Genomic DNA, 16,136 nt, shown 5'->3' with positions numbered 1-16,136 from the left:
ATAGCTCGTTATATTAAATTGCATGTTATGATAGTAAATCTATTGAAATGTCATAAACCTTTATGACCCACTGAAACATCGATAGATTTTACAAAAACAATGAGGTCAATCTATGAGTTCTTGTTCACATGAACATGACAATGCCTTACATGGTGTTCATGGTCATCATGACATTAAAGCGCGACTTGCTGAGGCAGAACTGTTATGTACTGCAACTGGCGCTCGCCTGACACCTTTACGTAAAGAAGTGCTTGAACTCATTTTAAATGCCTCTGGCCCAATGGGCGCCTATGATTTATTGGCGAAAATCAAAGGTCAGGCAGACCGCCCTGCTGCACCACCAACAGTGTATCGTAGCTTAGACTTTTTATTAGAAAAAGGGTTGATTCACAGGCTGACTTCAATTAATGCCTATATTCCTTGTTGTCACCCGCGTGAAGGACATCAAGCCGCGTTTCTCATCTGTACAGAATGTCATTCCGTCAAAGAAGCATCTGCACAAGGGCTGATCCAGCAGCTTGATCAACTCGCCGCCTCAGACCAATTCTTAGCGCAGCACAGCATTATTGAAATTTCTGGAAAATGTCATCAGTGCAGCACACGCCAATAAGCACTCCACTTATTCAACTGGAGAATATCTCAGTTCGGCGAGACGAACGGGATATTTTGAGAAATGTAGATTTTGCTTTGCAGGCAAAAGAGATTGTGACGCTGATTGGTCCCAATGGCGCGGGTAAATCTACATTAATCAAAGTACTGCTTGGCATCATGTCCCCCAATAAAGGCAAGATCCACTGTGCTAAAAAATTAAAACTGGCCTACGTGCCGCAAAAGTTTAATCCATCTGCCAGCTTGCCTTTACGAGTACAAGATTTACTGGATCTGGAAATCTGCACAGCAGATTTACGTGCAGAGATTATTCGCGACACAGGCATCCAAAAATTACAGGCATCCAAAGTACAGCAGCTGTCAGGGGGTGAACGGCAACGGGTGTTACTGGCTCGCGCCTTACTGCGTCAGCCTGATATTCTCGTCTTGGATGAACCGATGCAGGGGCTGGACATTCAGTCCGAAGCTGAACTGTATGAATATGTACGTAGCTTACCTGAACGTTATGGCTGTGCTGTGCTGATGGTGTCGCATGATTTGCAATGGGTGATGCAAGGGACGCACCGTGTGGTCTGCCTGAACAAACACATCTGTTGCAGCGGTCTACCTGAAAGCATTCAACAGCATCCAGAATACCAAGCCATTTTTGGTACCCAAAGGATGTTCTACCAGCACCATCACAACCACTGTGGCCATAGTGATCATGCTGAACCGTGTTCCCACGATCCGCGTCCTCATATCCACCCAGAACCAAAGGTCTAAGCCATGATGGAATGGTTACAACTCCTGTTACCTGCTTGGATCATGGGGTCATTGCTGGTTTTCCTGACCGCTCCACTCGGTTGCCTGATGCTGTGGCGCAGAATGTCTTTTTTTGCCGACACCATGGCACATGGTACCCTGCTCGGTGTGGCAGTTGCAGGTATTCTGAATTTACCGTTCTGGCTCGGTGTAGCCTGCCTCGCCCTATTGCTGGTTGCCCTGCTATGGGTGCTGCATGATTCACGCTTACCCAATGATGCACTGCTCGCTTTAAGCTCGGCCACCCTACTCTGCTCTGGCCTACTGTTAATTCAGCAAGTGCCAAGCCTACGCCCGGAATTATTGAGCTATCTATTTGGTGATTTACTCAGTATCGAGTGGTCTGATTTACCCATGTTTGCAGTGGTGATCAGTGCTGCACTGATCGTGCTCTATCGTTCATGGTCAGCTCAGATTCAGATTGCAATTGATCCTGATATTGCGATGAGTGAAGGGGTAAATGCCAACTGGCAACGTCTGGTCTTTATGTTGTTATTGGCATTGTTTACGGTACTGGCGTTACGTGCGGTGGGTTCACTCTTGATGGGCGCGCTGCTGGTCATCCCAGCCCTCAGTGCCCGTTTACTGGCACACTCTCCTAAACAAATGGTGATCTGGGCATTTGTGTTAGCACAGTTTGGCGTTACCGTTGGCTTATGGTCAAGCGCTGCTTTAAATATTGCAACGGGGCTAAGCATCGTTTTATGTATGGCGCTGTGTTTTGCTGCCATTTTTATCGCACAAAAATTTAAAAGCCAGTCACAATCTGCCTAACACGATTTAGGCCGATTGCTGAATTACACTCAATAATAAGGCTGCACCACTAAACATCACGGCAAACCCACGATTTAAATATTTTTGCTGTGTCGGTGAGCGAAGCAGTCTCAACACTTTCGATGCCAGTCCGGTATAGCCCGCCATGACAATCAAATCAATCGTCACCATTGTCATTGCCATGATCAGGTATTGCAGCCACTGTGGTCGATTTAAGTCCAAAAACTGCGGTAGAACAGCCAATAAAAATACGATTGCTTTGGGGTTGCTCATATTCACCACAAAGCCTTTAAACACCAAAGCCAAAGCAGATTTATCATTCTGTTCCTGCTGAATCTCGATGTTTTGGATAGGTGCTGTCCACTGCATATAAGCTAGATAGAGCAAATAAATCACACCAAACCATTTCACCACCTGAAAAGCCCAAGGAGTCGTGGCAAATAGGACACCAACGCCCGCAGCGACAATCAAAATTTGTAGAATCAGGGCCACTTGCAAACCGATCGCATTCCAATAGCCATGCTGAAAGCCATAGTTGAGACCACTCGACATTGAGGCAATTGCACCAGCCCCTGGAGAAATACTAATCACCCAGCAAGCCAACATAAAAGCAAACCAAATATGCAAAGACATAGAAGTCGTGTCTGAAAAAAACGGAAATTATACCGTTTTATCAAGCTATCATGATGATATTTTGGACAATAAAATTTCATAAATAAGCTACTCAGCCTTCATCACATCAGGCACAATTATTCTTTTTGTCCCTTAAAAAACAACTAAGGAGATTTTAATGACTGCGCAATCTGTCATTCTTCCACTACCTTCTGACCATGCCCGCTTTATTGTTTTACGTTTAAAAGATTTAAGTGTTGCCGAATTAAAACAACAAATTGAAGTTCTACTTTCAACACGTGATCGCCTGATCACACAGCATCCCAATGACCAGATCAAAACTGCGGTTGCATTTGGCCCTGAACTCTGGTCAAAACTCTATTCTCAAACTCCAGAAGGCTTTAAGCAACTCGATCCGCAACAAGGCGCCTTCAATATGCCTGTAGTTCCTGCCGATGTGTTTATTCATATTGCCAGTGCCCGTGCAGATATCTGCTTTGCCATCAGCCAAGCCTTCTTTCAGGGTATTCAAGATAAAGTTGAGGTTTTGGATGAACGTGCTTGCTTCCGTTTCTTTGATGGCCGTGACATGACCGGCTTTATTGATGGGACGGAAAACCCGCAATTCCCAGATGACCGTGCTGAAGCCGCCCTACTCCCAGAAACAGCCGAAGCTTTTGCCAATGGCAGTTTTATCTTTGCACAACGCTATGTTCATGATCTGGCAAAATGGCAAATGCTCAAAGTCGATGCGCAAGAGCATGTCTTTGGTCGTACCAAACTAGAGTCAATTGAACTAGATGATGAGATCAAGCCAGAAAACTCACATGTGGCACGTACCGTGGTGGAAGATGATAAAGGGGAAGAAATGGAAATCTTGCGCCACAGCTTGCCTTATGGAGATGGCAAAGGTGAGCAAGGTTTATTTTTCGTCGCTTATACCAACAACCTCAGTATTATTGATGAAATGCTGAAACGCATGTTCGGCACCACAGGTGATGGTATCCATGACCGCTTATTGCATTTCACTACTGCCATTGATGGTGCTTATTATTTTGCGCCAAGTGATGAATTATTAGCACAACTTTTAGAAGACTAAAACACCAAGATGCTATATCTATCAAGGGTATAGCATCTTTAAAACCCAGCTTTAAAACATGAACTTAAAAAGTTTTATAGGAATATGTTAATTCCAGATCAATCCCACTCCCCCTAAGCCGATAAAGTTTGCTATATTGTTCGTTTTTCCGCGACATTTATTTTCGGTAACTATGAATACGGCAATACAAGCAGCTCTTGATCATGCGGTACAAACTCTGCAACAGCAAGGTGTACTTCCTTCAGATTGGACCAACACGAGCCATTTAACCCGTACCAAAGACCGAAGTCACGGAGACTTCGCTTCAAATATTGCCATGATCGGTTCAAAAGCCGCGGGCATGAAACCACGCGATCTTGCTGAAAAAATCCTGGCGGCCCTCCCTGAAGTGGCGGACATTACTAAGTCAGAAATTGCAGGTCCGGGTTTTATCAACTTCTTTTTAAATGCTGATCAGCGCTATGCAGTGCTCGACCAAATTCAAGCGCAAAAAAATGATTATGGTCGCAGCCAAGCCAATGCAGCTAAAAAAATCCAAGTCGAATTTGTCTCTGCCAATCCAACTTCTAGTCTGCATGTCGGACATGGTCGTGGTGCAGCCTATGGCATGACTGTTGCGAACTTATTAGAAGCAACAGGTGCATCCGTTGACCGCGAATACTATGTCAATGATGCAGGCCGTCAAATGGATATTTTGGCCACTTCAACTTATTTACGTTATTTAGAATTGACTGGTCAAACTTTAGTTTTTCCTAAAAATGCCTACCAAGGTGACTACGTCAAAGAAATTGCACAAGAAATTATTGATAAAGATGGCAATGCCCACGTTCGTGCCGTTGCTGACATCTATAAAGATGTACCCGAAGATGTTCAATACGCTGAACAACTCGATGCAGAAGGCAATAAAGTTATTCTTTCTGGCGACAAAGAAAAGCACATTGATGGTTTGATCGCAAACTCACAACAACACTTGGGTGCGGACTACCGTGTTTTCCATCAAGCAGCTTTACATGCCATCTTGGATGATATCAAAGATGACTTGGCAGACTTTGGTGTAACCTTTGACAAATGGTTCAGTGAAGACTCCCTGACCGACAAGATTGACGAAGCGCTTGAGACATTAGACCAACGTGGTTACCTCTATGAAAAGGACGGTAATATCTGGTTTAAATCGACCGAGTTCGGTGATGAAAAAGACCGTGTAGTGAAACGTCGTAATGGTCAAACCACTTACTTTGCTTCTGACATTGCTTATCACTTGAATAAATTACAACGTGGCTATACTGACCTGATTGATATCTGGGGTTCAGACCACCACGGGTATATTGCACGTGTGAAAGCAGCGATTGATGCCATGGGTTACGACTCCAAAAAACTGACCGTACTTTTGGTTCAGTTCGTAAGTTTGTGGCGTGGTGGCGAGATGGTACAAATGTCATCTCGTTCAGGTCAGTTCGTGACATTGCGTGATCTTCGTAAAGAAGTGGGGAATGACGCGGCGCGTTTCTACTATGTGATGCGCAAGTCTGAACAACACATCGATTTTGACCTCGATCTTGCCGTCTCACAAAGCAAAGACAATGCAGTGTATTACATTCAATATGCACATGCCCGTATTTGCCGTATGTTAGAAAAAGCAGCCACTACAGGGATCAGTTTTGATGCTGTTGCGGCGCGTGAACAAGCCAACCGTTTAGAACTTGACGCTGAAACAGAAATTTTATCTAAGCTTGCTGCGTATCCAGATATCTTGGTTCGTGCAGCCAATGCCTATGAACCGCACCAGATTGGTAACTATCTGAAAGAATTGGCGGCCTTGTTCCACGCATGGTACAACGAGCATAAAGTATTGGGTGATGATGTGGCTCTGACTCAAGCACGTTTATTGCTTTCAATCAACGTACAGCAAGTTCTACATAATGGCTTAGAATTGCTTGGTGTCTCCGCTCCTGAGACCATGTAAAAAAAGTGAAGCGAAAGCTTCACACATGGTCGCAAGACGAAGGGCTGTGCCCGAAGTAACCATGTAAATAGTGAAGCGAAGCTTCACACATGGCTGCAAGACCGAAAGCTATGCTTGAGGTGGGCTGTAAAATAGCAAAGCAACGCTTTGCACATCGTCGCAAGACCGAAGGCGATGCCTGAGGTACCGATGTAAGCAAGCCCTCTTTGCATCGGAGGGCTATGCCTAAGGTGAACGGTAATGAGTAAAGCAACGCTTTAAACCCATGTAAACTTAAGCCATCATTGTTAAACAATATGGTAAACAAAGCATTATTTTTAAACATAATGCTTTGTTTTTAAGCAGATTCAAGTTACAAATAAACCAATAGGATCAAGAGGAATTTTCCGGTGTTTGGAAAAACGCAACGTGGTGTATCTGAACGACCAAACAAGCCTAAAAAACCGCTCATTCCAAAGTGGTTAGGAATGCTTGTCGCCATTCTCGCGATTCTATGTGCTGCGGTGATGTTGATGCTTTGGCAACCATGGCAGCCCGTACCTGCGAAAAATCAGGTGACCTCTGAACATTATCAAGAAGAAAATACCAATAAAGACTACCGTTTTTATGACTTGCTTCCTCAACAGCAAGTAACCCCAATTCCTGAACAAGCGGTACCTGAGACCAAAACTCAAGGAAATGTAGTCATTATTGAATCACCAAAACCACAAACCACCACAACTCAAGAGCCTGATAGCGGAATCAGTGCAACTGAACAACCCACAGCACCCGCACATGCGACCTACATTTTACAGGTTCGCAGCTATCCTGACCCAGACAGTGCCGATGCGCGTCGTGCAGAAATTATTCTAAATGGTTTATCTGCTGATGTGGTGAAAAGCGTTGAAAATGGTCAGACTTGGTACCGTGTATTCTCTGGACCTTACGATAGTCAGGAATCTGCACTGGCCGCACAACAAACCTTGCAACACAGCGGTATTGACTCTATTGTGATTAAACGCTAAGGCAAAAATCCATTAAAAAAGGGAACCCATGGTTCCCTTTTTTAATGCTCAAAATTCTATGCGCATTGCGAATGTAAGGTTTTTTGTTCAGCACGCTGAAAGGCTGGACGTTGTTGAACCCGTTGTACAAAAGCTTGAATATGCGGATATTTACCATGTAAACGATTTTGTATGGCGATCAACGGAAAGGCCATTTGAATATCTGCAAAAGAAAAGTCGCCTGCAAAATAATCATGTTTTGCCAGATAATCTTCAAGATACAAAATATGTTCTTTGACGCGCGGACGCACAAAACCTGCTTTGACACCATCACTAATTTTTTCAGCGATGGGACGAATCACCCAAGGAACATGTTTACTGACATTGTTCATCACCAAAGTCATGACCAATAAAGGCATTAATGAGCCTTCTGCATAATGCATCCAATAGGAATATTGGCGTTGATCAGCAGCTTGTTGCGGTTTAAATTGATGTTGCAGATCATACTGTTGCTGCAAGTAGTCTAAAATGACAGCAGATTCAACAATCACATCGTCACCATCCACTAAAATAGGTGCTTTACCCAATGGATGGATCTGTTTGAGGCTGTTGGGTGCTGAGAAATTGGCTAACCTTTGATAATACTCAACTTGGCAATCCACACCAAGTTCTTCTAATGCCCACAAGATACGGAACGAACGTGAACATTGTAGGTAATGTAAGGTAATCATTTTTGTGCCTGCTTTTGAGCTGCGTAACCATGGTGTTAGTCCCTCTCACGGTTACGCTTAGAATTTTGTTTTGCCCAAGCACAATAGCACTTTAGTCTTAAAGAATCATGGTGTGAATGTCTAAACTACGTAACAAAGTTTTAGTTACTGGTGTTTTGCTACAGACATTAAGAAGTTTTTCTTGCAAATCCTGTGCAACAGGTTGCTTAAACACAACTCGACGTTCTATACGCTCCTGCTGCTCGCGATTGATATGAAAATCCACCTCAACCTTGAATTCACCTAAATCGATTTCCTTATGCTGCGCATACATACGCAAGGTGATCATGGTACATGAAGCCAAACTTGCGGTGAGGAAATCATAAGGTGCAGGACCTGTATCATGTCCTCCAAACTGTTCTGGTTTATCGGTAAGGAATTGATGCCTGCCACTGTGTACCTCACCCTTCCAAGGTTCTGGCAAAGTCTGGACGGTTGCACTTGCAATCATACTCATTTTGATGCCCTCATTTGATCGGGTAACACAGGGGCTTCCAAACGTTTGCCCTGATAATCTGGAATTTCGCCGAAACGTGCATCATGGTTCACCCAGTCTTCACGCGCTTGCTTTAACTCTTCCATCGTTCGGCCTACGAAATTCCACCACAGCAAAATCGGCGATTGAAACGGTTCTCCGCCAATCAGCAACAAACGATGCCCTTGGGTAAGTTCTACCTCAATTTCCGTCAGCCCAGTTTCCAGTACCACCATGTTATCGGCAGTAAGTTCATGACCATTAACGCGAGCGGTACCTTCAAGTGCCATAAACGCATATTCAAACTCTGGGTTTAATGGAATACGGGTCTTGGTATCGGCTTGTGCGGTAAGATCTACACCCACTAAAGGCGTATGCACCTGCACAGGTGAAGTTGTGTCGAGGAAATCTCCAACCAGTACGGTAAATTCAACCTGATCTTTATTTACAATTGGTAATTCTGGATAGTGTTCAAACTTAGGCTGTATATTCAGTTTGTCATCAGGCAAGGCAATCCATAGCTGAGCAGCGTGCATTTTAGTTTCAGTATCAGGTGCAACTTCAGTGTGTGAAATCCCACGACCGGCGGTCATCAAATTGACCTGTTTCGGACGGATGAGTTGTTTTGAACCCAGACTATCGGTATGCATCATGGTGCCTTCAATCATCCATGTAAAAGTCTGCAAACCAATATGTGGATGCGGCCCCACATCCAGACCATCACCTGCAGGAAAGCTCACAGGCCCAGCATGATCGAGAAAACACCATGCCCCGACCAAGCGCTTTTGTCGACTCGGTAAAGCACGTTTAATCACGGTTCCCTTGCCAATTTCGGCCGAGCGAATAGTAAATTCTTGAATAAATTGATTGATATATGTTTCGCAGTCTTTTGAATCAGAAATATCGTAGTCGTTATTATTGCTCATGATATTGCTCTCTGTTACCTATGCTAATGCAATGAGTTGATATCTTGATCTTAACAATACATACATTCAGCAATATAGTCTTTTCGTAATACACAGAGTGCTATTCATAGGACAATCCTGATGAAAATTCAAGAAGCGTTGCCCTTCTAGATAATGCCGCCTCATCCAGTTTATGGCTTAGGTTGCATATCCACAATCAGACCTGTTAATCGCCGAACTACGGGCAATAAAATCAACACCAAAGGATAGGCGATCAGCCAGGAAAACATCCATGTCTCTAGCCATATGATCAGAAAACCTGGAATAAAACCTGTCCTCATCCATAGATTAACCAGTGACAGCGTCCCACTCATAAAAAAGGATAGAATCAATGGTAATATCCACATCGCATACTTGGCGGGCAATTTCGCAATCCGCCAAGAGCTTGCTTTCAATTCCTGCATTTTCAGCCTATTTTAATAAAAAAACTCTTTAGTTTATTTTAACAATTTAAAGCTTCGTCGACACCATATATTGCTGATACGCAGAGTGCTATCTATGCAACAACCTGTTGTCAAATTGACAATACCTCTTGTTTTAAATTCGTCTTATTCCAGAAGATCTTGTTTCACCTGCTGTTTTAAATTTTTCATAAATTGACCAAATTGAGGTAAGAACGTTGCGAATAATGGATGATCTTTATTTTCTAACATCACCTCACTAAATAGTTTTAAACCCACTGCAAATGACTTGGTGGTTTGATCATCAAAAAAATCTGCTTTCTTCAAACGTTCGACTATCTCGAAGAGATCGTCATGATTGCCCGTATAAAACTCTAGACGCTCACTATAGGTTGAGACATGCCCTTTCGCATCTTTTAAATGTTGCACCGTGACATGATATTGATGTTGTTTCATACTTCTGCTCCAAGGTGCTGCTCAGCACTCTCTTTGATTTCAACCTCTATCAGATCGACTTTAAATTGATGAAATACCGCAGCCAAAGACTGTACAAACGGTGCCCGCTTGTTTTGTGTTGTAGCTCTGACAACTCGCCCCAACTTATAAACGTCCGATTGCGATGGCGGCCTGATCAATTTTTTCCGCAATTTGATGGATCTGCTCTTGTTGCAAATCCGCGATATTCAGTTTTAAGCGCAATGCCGTCTTGAGGTTCTCCATGGCGCGGTGGATATCAATCAGCTGATCATTATTGTGAATTTCACGTCTTAGTCGTAGCTTTTGTAGAAGTGCCAATAGCATGTCTTGCTGCTCTTTTAAATAACTGTCGCCATAGTCGGTGATCTGGTATTGCTTACGTTCGGCATCCAGCAGGCGAATCAAATTCATTTCTTCCAGTGTGGTCAGCGTTGGATAAATCGTTCCTGCACTTGGGCTATAACCATCACCGACCAGATCGCTAATTTCTTTAATAATTTCATAACCGTGTTTGGGGCTTTGCTGAATCAAATGCAACACCAACAGTTTCATGCGACCTGATTCAAATAAGCGACCACGGCGGCCTGAACGAGGATGTTCCCGATGGAATAAAGCCGCTTCGGCTTCATCATGAGAATGCTCGGATTGATATTTCATCTGTTATTTTTCTCTATATTTGCTTAATTTGCGACAATTAAGATATATCTTAAATAGTCTTATAGCAAGTTAAGATATATCTTTAAATTTTAATATTTAGATAATCAATGAATTATTTATTCTTTAAAAAGCGCTTGAGCAAAATTAAGCAATAAAAAAGAGTGCTCAGGCACTCTTTTTTATGACTTTGCATGCAATTAGAATCGTTTCGTATAATTCACAAACAGACGATCTTCACCAAAGTCATTGCCATGTTTGACTTTGTAATCAACACGTAGATATTGAATGGCAAAGCCCTTTAAATAAGGCTGCTGAAAAGCATAATTGACCAAGACATTCGATTCAGTTTCATGGTTTTTCACACCATCGGCTGTTTTAAAGTCATAACCATAGACATATTTCACCATAGCATTTAACCCTGGTACGTAGTCCTTAAAATCATAGCCGTACATCAGATGATAGGACTTTTCATTCTGCTTAAAAAAGCCTGTGGCATTCCAGTTGATAAAATACAACTCAGGTAAAAATCCATCGGGTAAAGGATAGGCTGATTCACCCATAATTTGCTGATAACCCAAACCAAAACTCTGATTGTTTACTTTCAGCATTTCCAACACCCCGATATTCTGGGCATCGATCTTAAAATTGTCGCCATCATTTTTGGCATTGAAATATTTAAACTTGGAGTTCAGTGAAAAAGTGGGCTGTTTCCAGGTATGCTCCAGACCGAGATAGTGTTTGTTATATAAATCTTCTAAATTGCCAAAGTAATATTCAGCTTTGAGCGAGGGGGTCAGCTGATAACGTAGGTCAAGATAATTCAGGCCATCGGAATAGGCCGTTTTACCATTCGAGCTGAAGGAGAACTTATGAAAGTTATCTTCATTACGTGGAGACACTTTTGTCACCCGACCCAGTTCAGCATAGAGTTGATCCGAAATCTGTGATTTTAAACTGCTGCCCCAATAGGAGGTAATTAACTGACGACTGGCATCCGAGCTGGTAACAGGCAAGTCCAGCCATAGCTCCCCAACACTCAATAAAGTTTTGCCATAGCCTAGTTTCAGGGTTGCTCCATACTTTGAATAATCAGCCGCTTGGGACTGGGTCTGCCGATCAAAAGGCAATACCATATCACTGACGTGTCGATCTGCGCTTAACCGTACTGCATATTGTACCGAAGCATCCGCCCCGATCCGAATTGGCTTGTCTGCGATCACGAAAGGGGTATCGTATAAGTTTGAGGTATAAAACAAAGATACCCCTTGAGACCAACTGCCAAAGTTTTTTGCATTGCTATTGGCATAATCACGGTATAGATAGGCATTCTTCAGGTTAAATTTCCATTCGTCTTGAATGGGCTGGGTGGGGTCAGCTGCCCATACGCCCGAACTTGCCCCAGACATTGGCAGCAAGATACTCAGCGCTACAATTTTCACATTAAAGTGGTGCATAGAATCAATCATCCTGTGTTGAGTTGCCGTGCCATCCACTGGCACAGCGATCTATTTTTATTGGCAATGGCTTGAACTCAGCCGAGAGTTGTCACAACGCTAGGCTGTTCTTTTTTAAGACGTTTAATCAACAACAATGAAACTGCGGCACAAAAAGCGGGAATGGCGAGCAGACTGAGAATAGCAAAGTTAGAAAGATGCAATGACATCAGCCAGCCCCCCATGATCGAACCCACCACAGAACCAGCACGTCCGACCGCATTGGCCCAACTCACGCCTGTTGCACGACAATGGGTGGGATAAAAACTGGAAGAAAAGGCATTGGCACCGACCTGTGACCCACTGATTCCGGCACCGACACCAAACATGGCAAACATCAGCAATACCGTGTTGGCTTGTTCGATTCCCAAACCGAGACAAATCAGAAATAGACCACCAAATGCATAAGCGGTGCTTAACACTTTGGTGGCATCCAGCTTGTCCATCAGCAAGCCCAAGACAATGGCACCAATCGTCCCGCCAATCTGGAAAATCGAGGTGAGCCATGAGGCGTTGGATAAGTTAAAACCGGCGTTGGTCAATAAGGTTGGCATCCAGCTTGAGATCATATAAATAATCAGAAAGCTCATAAAAAAAGTGAACCAGATCAGAAATGTTCCCAAGGCAAAACCTTTGCCGAACAAATTTTTTAAACTCGATTTCGCAACTTCATTTACGGTGGGTACTAAGTGTGGAATCTCGCTGATCTGTGGTGCGATACGACGGATAATGCTTTCAATTTTTTCGGTACTTTTTTGTTTCAGCACAAGAAACCGTAACGATTCAGGCAGTAAATAATATAAAAAAGGGACTGTGCATAAAGGAGCAATCCCACCAATCAGTAAAATGCCATGCCAACCAATATGTGGCAGCAATTGAGCCGACAAAATCCCACCCAAGGCAGAGCCAATGGTAAAACCACAAAACATCATGGTGACCAGATTTGAACGTCGGGAAGTTGGTGCATATTCTGAAGTTAAGGTAATCGCATTGGGTAAAGCACCACCCAAACCTAAACCTGTCAGAAAACGCCAGATAATCAGGGTTTGTAGGTCTGAAGAAAAGGCTGCAAATAGACTGGCGCAACCAAACATGATCACTGAGCCGATCAAAATCGGTTTACGGCCTAATTTATCGGATAACGGTCCAAAAACCAGTGCACCTGCCATCAAACCAAATAAGCCTGCACCAAATAACGGTGCCAGATCGGTGGGTTGTAGTCCCCATTCGGCTTTTAATGCAGGCGCGATAAATCCCACTGCTGCGGTATCAAAACCATCAATTGCAACAATCAAAAAGCACAGCCACATGATTAATTTTTGCAAAGCTGAAAGCGGAATTTCATCGATGAAACTTTGCACATCTATTGTTTTTTGAGACATAACGACTCCTTTTGCCAATACCTTGGCCGATGCAATCCTTAGCAAAGGTGCTCAACTTTATTTGTTCTTCAGCTTGAGCACCTGTTTAAACCACTCAGATCAAGTGCGTTATTTCACATTCACGGTAATGCCAGTCAATCCGGTAATCTCAGCACGCATCACATCACCTCGAACCACAGCACCCACCCCTTCAGGTGTTCCTGTAAAGATCAAGTCGCCTGCTTTGAGTTCAAATAAGGTCGATAGATTGGCAATGGTTTCAGCAACTGACCAGATCAAATGGCTAATATCACTGCGTTGCTCAGTTGTACCGTTGACGGTCAAATGAATATCCGCCTGATTCATTTCACCTGTTTCGGTGATGGGATGAATCGGACCAATCGGCGCAGAAAAATCGAATGCTTTTCCAATTTCCCATGGACGCCCTTTTTCACGCATACTCATTTGCAGGTCACGGCGCGTCATGTCCAAGCCCACTGCATAACCATAGATATACTGTGCAGCCTCTTCGACTGAAACATTCTTGGCATCCCGACCAATCGCAACCACCAACTCAATTTCATAGTGATAATTTGAGGTCTCGCTTGGATAAGGAATATCTACCGCCTCTTGATCAACAGGTACAATCGACTCTAAGTCATTCGGTTTGCAGAAAAAGAACGGTGGTTCACGATCTGGATCAAAACCCATTTCACGCGCATGGGCAGCGTAGTTACGTCCGACACAGTAAACTCGACGGACTGGAAATTGTTGATCTGAGCCGTGGATAAACAGGCCTGCTGGTGTCATGGGTTCAAATATAAAGCTCATGGCATATTCCTTATTGATATAGGTGGATCAGCAACTTAAAACGCATCTGCTTGCTGTTCAGGTGCAGCTTTCTGAAATGCTTCAAGCGTCATACAATGCTGATAAATTTCATTAATTTGGGGATAGGCCGATAGGTCGACCTGAAAGCGTTGTGCAGACACTACCTGTGGAATCAAATAGGCATCGGCTAGGCTAGGTTGATTGCCATAGCAGAACTTTTTCCGCGTAGGATCTTGTGCCAAGATCTGCTCTAAAGCCGAAAAACCATCTTGAATCCATTTAGCACACCATGCATTGATCTGGTTCTGATCCAACCCAAGCTGGCGTAAATGTTCCAGCACACGTTTATTGTTTAAGGGATGAATATCACAGCCAATCAACGCCGCAATGGCGCGTACTTTTTCTTTACCCAATGCATCTGCTGGTAACAAAGCAGGCTCTGGATATTGCTGTTCAATCCATTCGATGATGGCTGGACTTTGTAGCAGCAGACCAGATTCAGTTTCCAATACGGGGACAAAACCCTGTGGATTCAATCTCTTAAAGTCCAGCTGTTGATGCTCATTTTTAGCCAGTGAGACATAACTTATCTCATAATCCAAACCCTTTAAATTCAGAGCAATGCGGGTTCGATGTGATGTACCACTACGAAAAAAACTATAAAGTTTCATATACTCGCTCCTCAGCAGCATGTGCTTTCACCACAGCTGAGATTAAAATTATGGACGTGCAGCAGTTCGCTCACGGATTGAATACAGGCCCAACTTACGCTGCAAAGGAGCTTCATCTGCGATAAAGACATAGCATGGCTGTTCGGATGTATTGATTAAATCAATAACAGCAAAACACGGTGCACAGGCGGTATCGGCTTTACTCAAATGAAAATCCTGTTGATCGATCTGGATCGTTAAGCCCCCTTCAATGACATGAAACACCTGTGGGGTGGAACGTAAAGGCAGAGATAGTGTTTCATTCGGACGCAGCAGCAGTGCTGAATAGCCTAGAATATGTTGACAATCTTGACCCGTTTCAGGATTGACATAGGCCACTTGTAACGGGTCCTGATAGCCTGCTTTTTTTGCTAAGGCATCCAAGACCTTTTTAGTATCCTTCCACGCATAACGCATCATCGGATATGCGGCATCTTCACGACTAAAATGCGGGGTCGGTACAATACCTGCTGCATATTGGGGGGTAGAACCTTGATTGATTCGATCCACTTCTTGACGACGGCCCTCTTCCACAAAAGAGGCTTCCATATAGTAAACCAGTGGTAAATCAAGGATATCCATCCAGATCACAGGTTGGTCACCATCATGTCCATGCTCATGCCATAACCCAGAAGGGGTAAGGATCATGTCACCATGTTCCATAATGCATTTTTGCCCTTCAACAGTGGTGTAAGCCCCTTCACCTTCAACAATAAGACGTACTGCATTCGGTGCATGGCGATGTGCAGGTGCCCACTCTTTAGGGAGCAGCAGTTGCATGCCTAAATACATGGCTGGACTGACCTTCATATTGTCCAAACCATGCCCTGGGTTAGCGAGTGCCAACACTCGACGCTCTGCCTTTTCGATCGGCGTTAGCTCCCCAGCTTCTAGTAACAGAGGCTTAATCTGATGAAAATACCAAGCGGTTGCAACTGTTTGTGGTCGTGGTTTATTGGGTGGGATAAAGCTTCGTAAATTAGGCCATAACGGCACCAGATTTGACGCATTCAGCTCCTCTCGATAACGTTCGGGTAGCTCTTCTAGCGTGCCTAAAGGTTCCATATGTCATTCCTTTTTCTGCCCATGGAGCACAATAATAATGACGATAATTTCATCAATATTCGGTGTTGGCTCAATGTAACAATCAGGATG

Annotated in this window: 18 protein-coding genes; 6 read left to right on the top strand and 12 right to left on the bottom strand. The window is 43.7% G+C overall.

Going from position 1 to position 16,136, the window contains the following annotated elements; translation table 11 throughout:
- Positions 1–112 precede the first annotated feature (112 nt).
- Genes Aba26S_RS10340 through znuB form a run of 3 tightly spaced genes read left to right on the top strand, consistent with a single transcriptional unit; the run spans position 113 to position 2,184 of the window.
- Positions 113–610: a transcriptional repressor gene (locus Aba26S_RS10340; protein ID WP_004656533.1), complete on the top strand. Its 498-nt coding sequence runs from the start codon at positions 113–115 to the stop codon at positions 608–610.
- The gene (gene znuC / locus Aba26S_RS10335; RefSeq protein ID WP_005240430.1) at positions 583–1,371 is read left to right on the top strand and encodes a zinc ABC transporter ATP-binding protein ZnuC; all 789 of its coding nucleotides are present in this window, start codon (positions 583–585) and stop codon (positions 1,369–1,371) included. Before Aba26S_RS10340 ends, znuC begins: the two co-directional genes overlap by 28 nt.
- A 3-nt stretch (positions 1,372–1,374) precedes the next feature.
- Complete coding sequence (gene znuB, locus Aba26S_RS10330; RefSeq protein ID WP_005240432.1) at positions 1,375–2,184, top strand: zinc ABC transporter permease subunit ZnuB; 810 nt, start codon at positions 1,375–1,377, stop codon at positions 2,182–2,184.
- A 6-nt stretch (positions 2,185–2,190) separates the two neighbouring features.
- On the opposite strand, the gene Aba26S_RS10325 is transcribed toward znuB, so the two are convergent.
- Positions 2,191–2,817 carry a LysE family transporter gene (locus tag Aba26S_RS10325; RefSeq protein WP_005240433.1) on the bottom strand — a complete coding sequence of 209 codons (627 nt, stop codon included), beginning with the start codon at positions 2,815–2,817 and terminating at the stop codon, positions 2,191–2,193.
- Positions 2,818–2,974: 157 nt separating this feature from the next.
- Between Aba26S_RS10325 and Aba26S_RS10320 the strand changes: the two genes are divergently transcribed.
- The 3 genes from Aba26S_RS10320 to Aba26S_RS10310 all read left to right on the top strand — a co-directional run bounded on the left by Aba26S_RS10320 (position 2,975) and on the right by Aba26S_RS10310 (position 6,862).
- Entirely contained in the window at positions 2,975–3,895 is a 921-nt protein-coding gene (locus Aba26S_RS10320) for a Dyp-type peroxidase (RefSeq protein ID WP_005240435.1), read from the top strand.
- Between the two features lie 172 nt (positions 3,896–4,067).
- On the top strand, positions 4,068–5,858 hold the full coding sequence (argS, locus tag Aba26S_RS10315; RefSeq protein WP_005240437.1) for an arginine--tRNA ligase: 1,791 nt from the start codon (positions 4,068–4,070) through the stop codon (positions 5,856–5,858).
- A 389-nt stretch (positions 5,859–6,247) separates the two neighbouring features.
- Positions 6,248–6,862: an SPOR domain-containing protein gene (locus Aba26S_RS10310; protein ID WP_005240439.1), complete on the top strand. Its 615-nt coding sequence runs from the start codon at positions 6,248–6,250 to the stop codon at positions 6,860–6,862.
- 56 nt (positions 6,863–6,918) lie between these two features.
- On the opposite strand, the gene Aba26S_RS10305 is transcribed toward Aba26S_RS10310, so the two are convergent.
- From Aba26S_RS10305 to Aba26S_RS10255, 11 genes are all read right to left on the bottom strand, one after another.
- Positions 6,919–7,572 carry a glutathione S-transferase family protein gene (locus tag Aba26S_RS10305; protein WP_005240441.1) on the bottom strand — a complete coding sequence of 218 codons (654 nt, stop codon included), beginning with the start codon at positions 7,570–7,572 and terminating at the stop codon, positions 6,919–6,921.
- A 97-nt stretch (positions 7,573–7,669) separates the two neighbouring features.
- Positions 7,670–8,068: an OsmC family protein gene (locus tag Aba26S_RS10300; protein ID WP_005240443.1), complete on the bottom strand. Its 399-nt coding sequence runs from the start codon at positions 8,066–8,068 to the stop codon at positions 7,670–7,672.
- Positions 8,065–9,012 (bottom strand): pirin family protein, encoded by a 948-nt coding sequence (locus Aba26S_RS10295; RefSeq protein WP_005240445.1) that lies wholly within the window; start codon positions 9,010–9,012, stop codon positions 8,065–8,067. The genes Aba26S_RS10300 and Aba26S_RS10295 overlap by 4 nt, the downstream gene beginning before the upstream one ends.
- Positions 9,013–9,182: 170 nt before the next feature.
- Positions 9,183–9,455, bottom strand: coding sequence for a DUF2798 domain-containing protein (locus Aba26S_RS10290; protein ID WP_005240447.1), 273 nt, complete (start codon positions 9,453–9,455; stop codon positions 9,183–9,185).
- Between the two features lie 144 nt (positions 9,456–9,599).
- Positions 9,600–9,908: a DUF3861 domain-containing protein gene (locus Aba26S_RS10285; protein WP_005240449.1), complete on the bottom strand. Its 309-nt coding sequence runs from the start codon at positions 9,906–9,908 to the stop codon at positions 9,600–9,602.
- 144 nt (positions 9,909–10,052) lie between these two features.
- Positions 10,053–10,586, bottom strand: coding sequence for a PadR family transcriptional regulator (locus tag Aba26S_RS10280; RefSeq protein ID WP_005240451.1), 534 nt, complete (start codon positions 10,584–10,586; stop codon positions 10,053–10,055).
- A gap of 197 nt (positions 10,587–10,783) precedes the next feature.
- Entirely contained in the window at positions 10,784–12,049 is a 1,266-nt protein-coding gene (locus Aba26S_RS10275) for an OprD family outer membrane porin (protein WP_370538959.1), read from the bottom strand.
- Between the two features lie 68 nt (positions 12,050–12,117).
- Positions 12,118–13,461 carry an aromatic acid/H+ symport family MFS transporter gene (locus tag Aba26S_RS10270; protein WP_005240455.1) on the bottom strand — a complete coding sequence of 448 codons (1,344 nt, stop codon included), beginning with the start codon at positions 13,459–13,461 and terminating at the stop codon, positions 12,118–12,120.
- A gap of 108 nt (positions 13,462–13,569) precedes the next feature.
- On the bottom strand, positions 13,570–14,271 hold the full coding sequence (locus tag Aba26S_RS10265; RefSeq protein ID WP_005240457.1) for a fumarylacetoacetate hydrolase family protein: 702 nt from the start codon (positions 14,269–14,271) through the stop codon (positions 13,570–13,572).
- Between the two features lie 35 nt (positions 14,272–14,306).
- Positions 14,307–14,942 carry a maleylacetoacetate isomerase gene (gene maiA / locus Aba26S_RS10260; RefSeq protein WP_005240459.1) on the bottom strand — a complete coding sequence of 212 codons (636 nt, stop codon included), beginning with the start codon at positions 14,940–14,942 and terminating at the stop codon, positions 14,307–14,309.
- A 48-nt stretch (positions 14,943–14,990) separates the two neighbouring features.
- Complete coding sequence (locus Aba26S_RS10255) at positions 14,991–16,046, bottom strand: cupin domain-containing protein (protein ID WP_005240461.1); 1,056 nt, start codon at positions 16,044–16,046, stop codon at positions 14,991–14,993.
- Positions 16,047–16,136: the final 90 nt, after the last annotated feature.

The organism is Acinetobacter sp. NBRC 110496, assembly GCF_000876115.1.
Lineage (GTDB): Bacteria > Pseudomonadota > Gammaproteobacteria > Pseudomonadales > Moraxellaceae > Acinetobacter.
The sequence above is the reverse complement of the archived record's forward strand: the minus strand, read 5'-3'. Positions and strand labels throughout refer to the sequence as shown.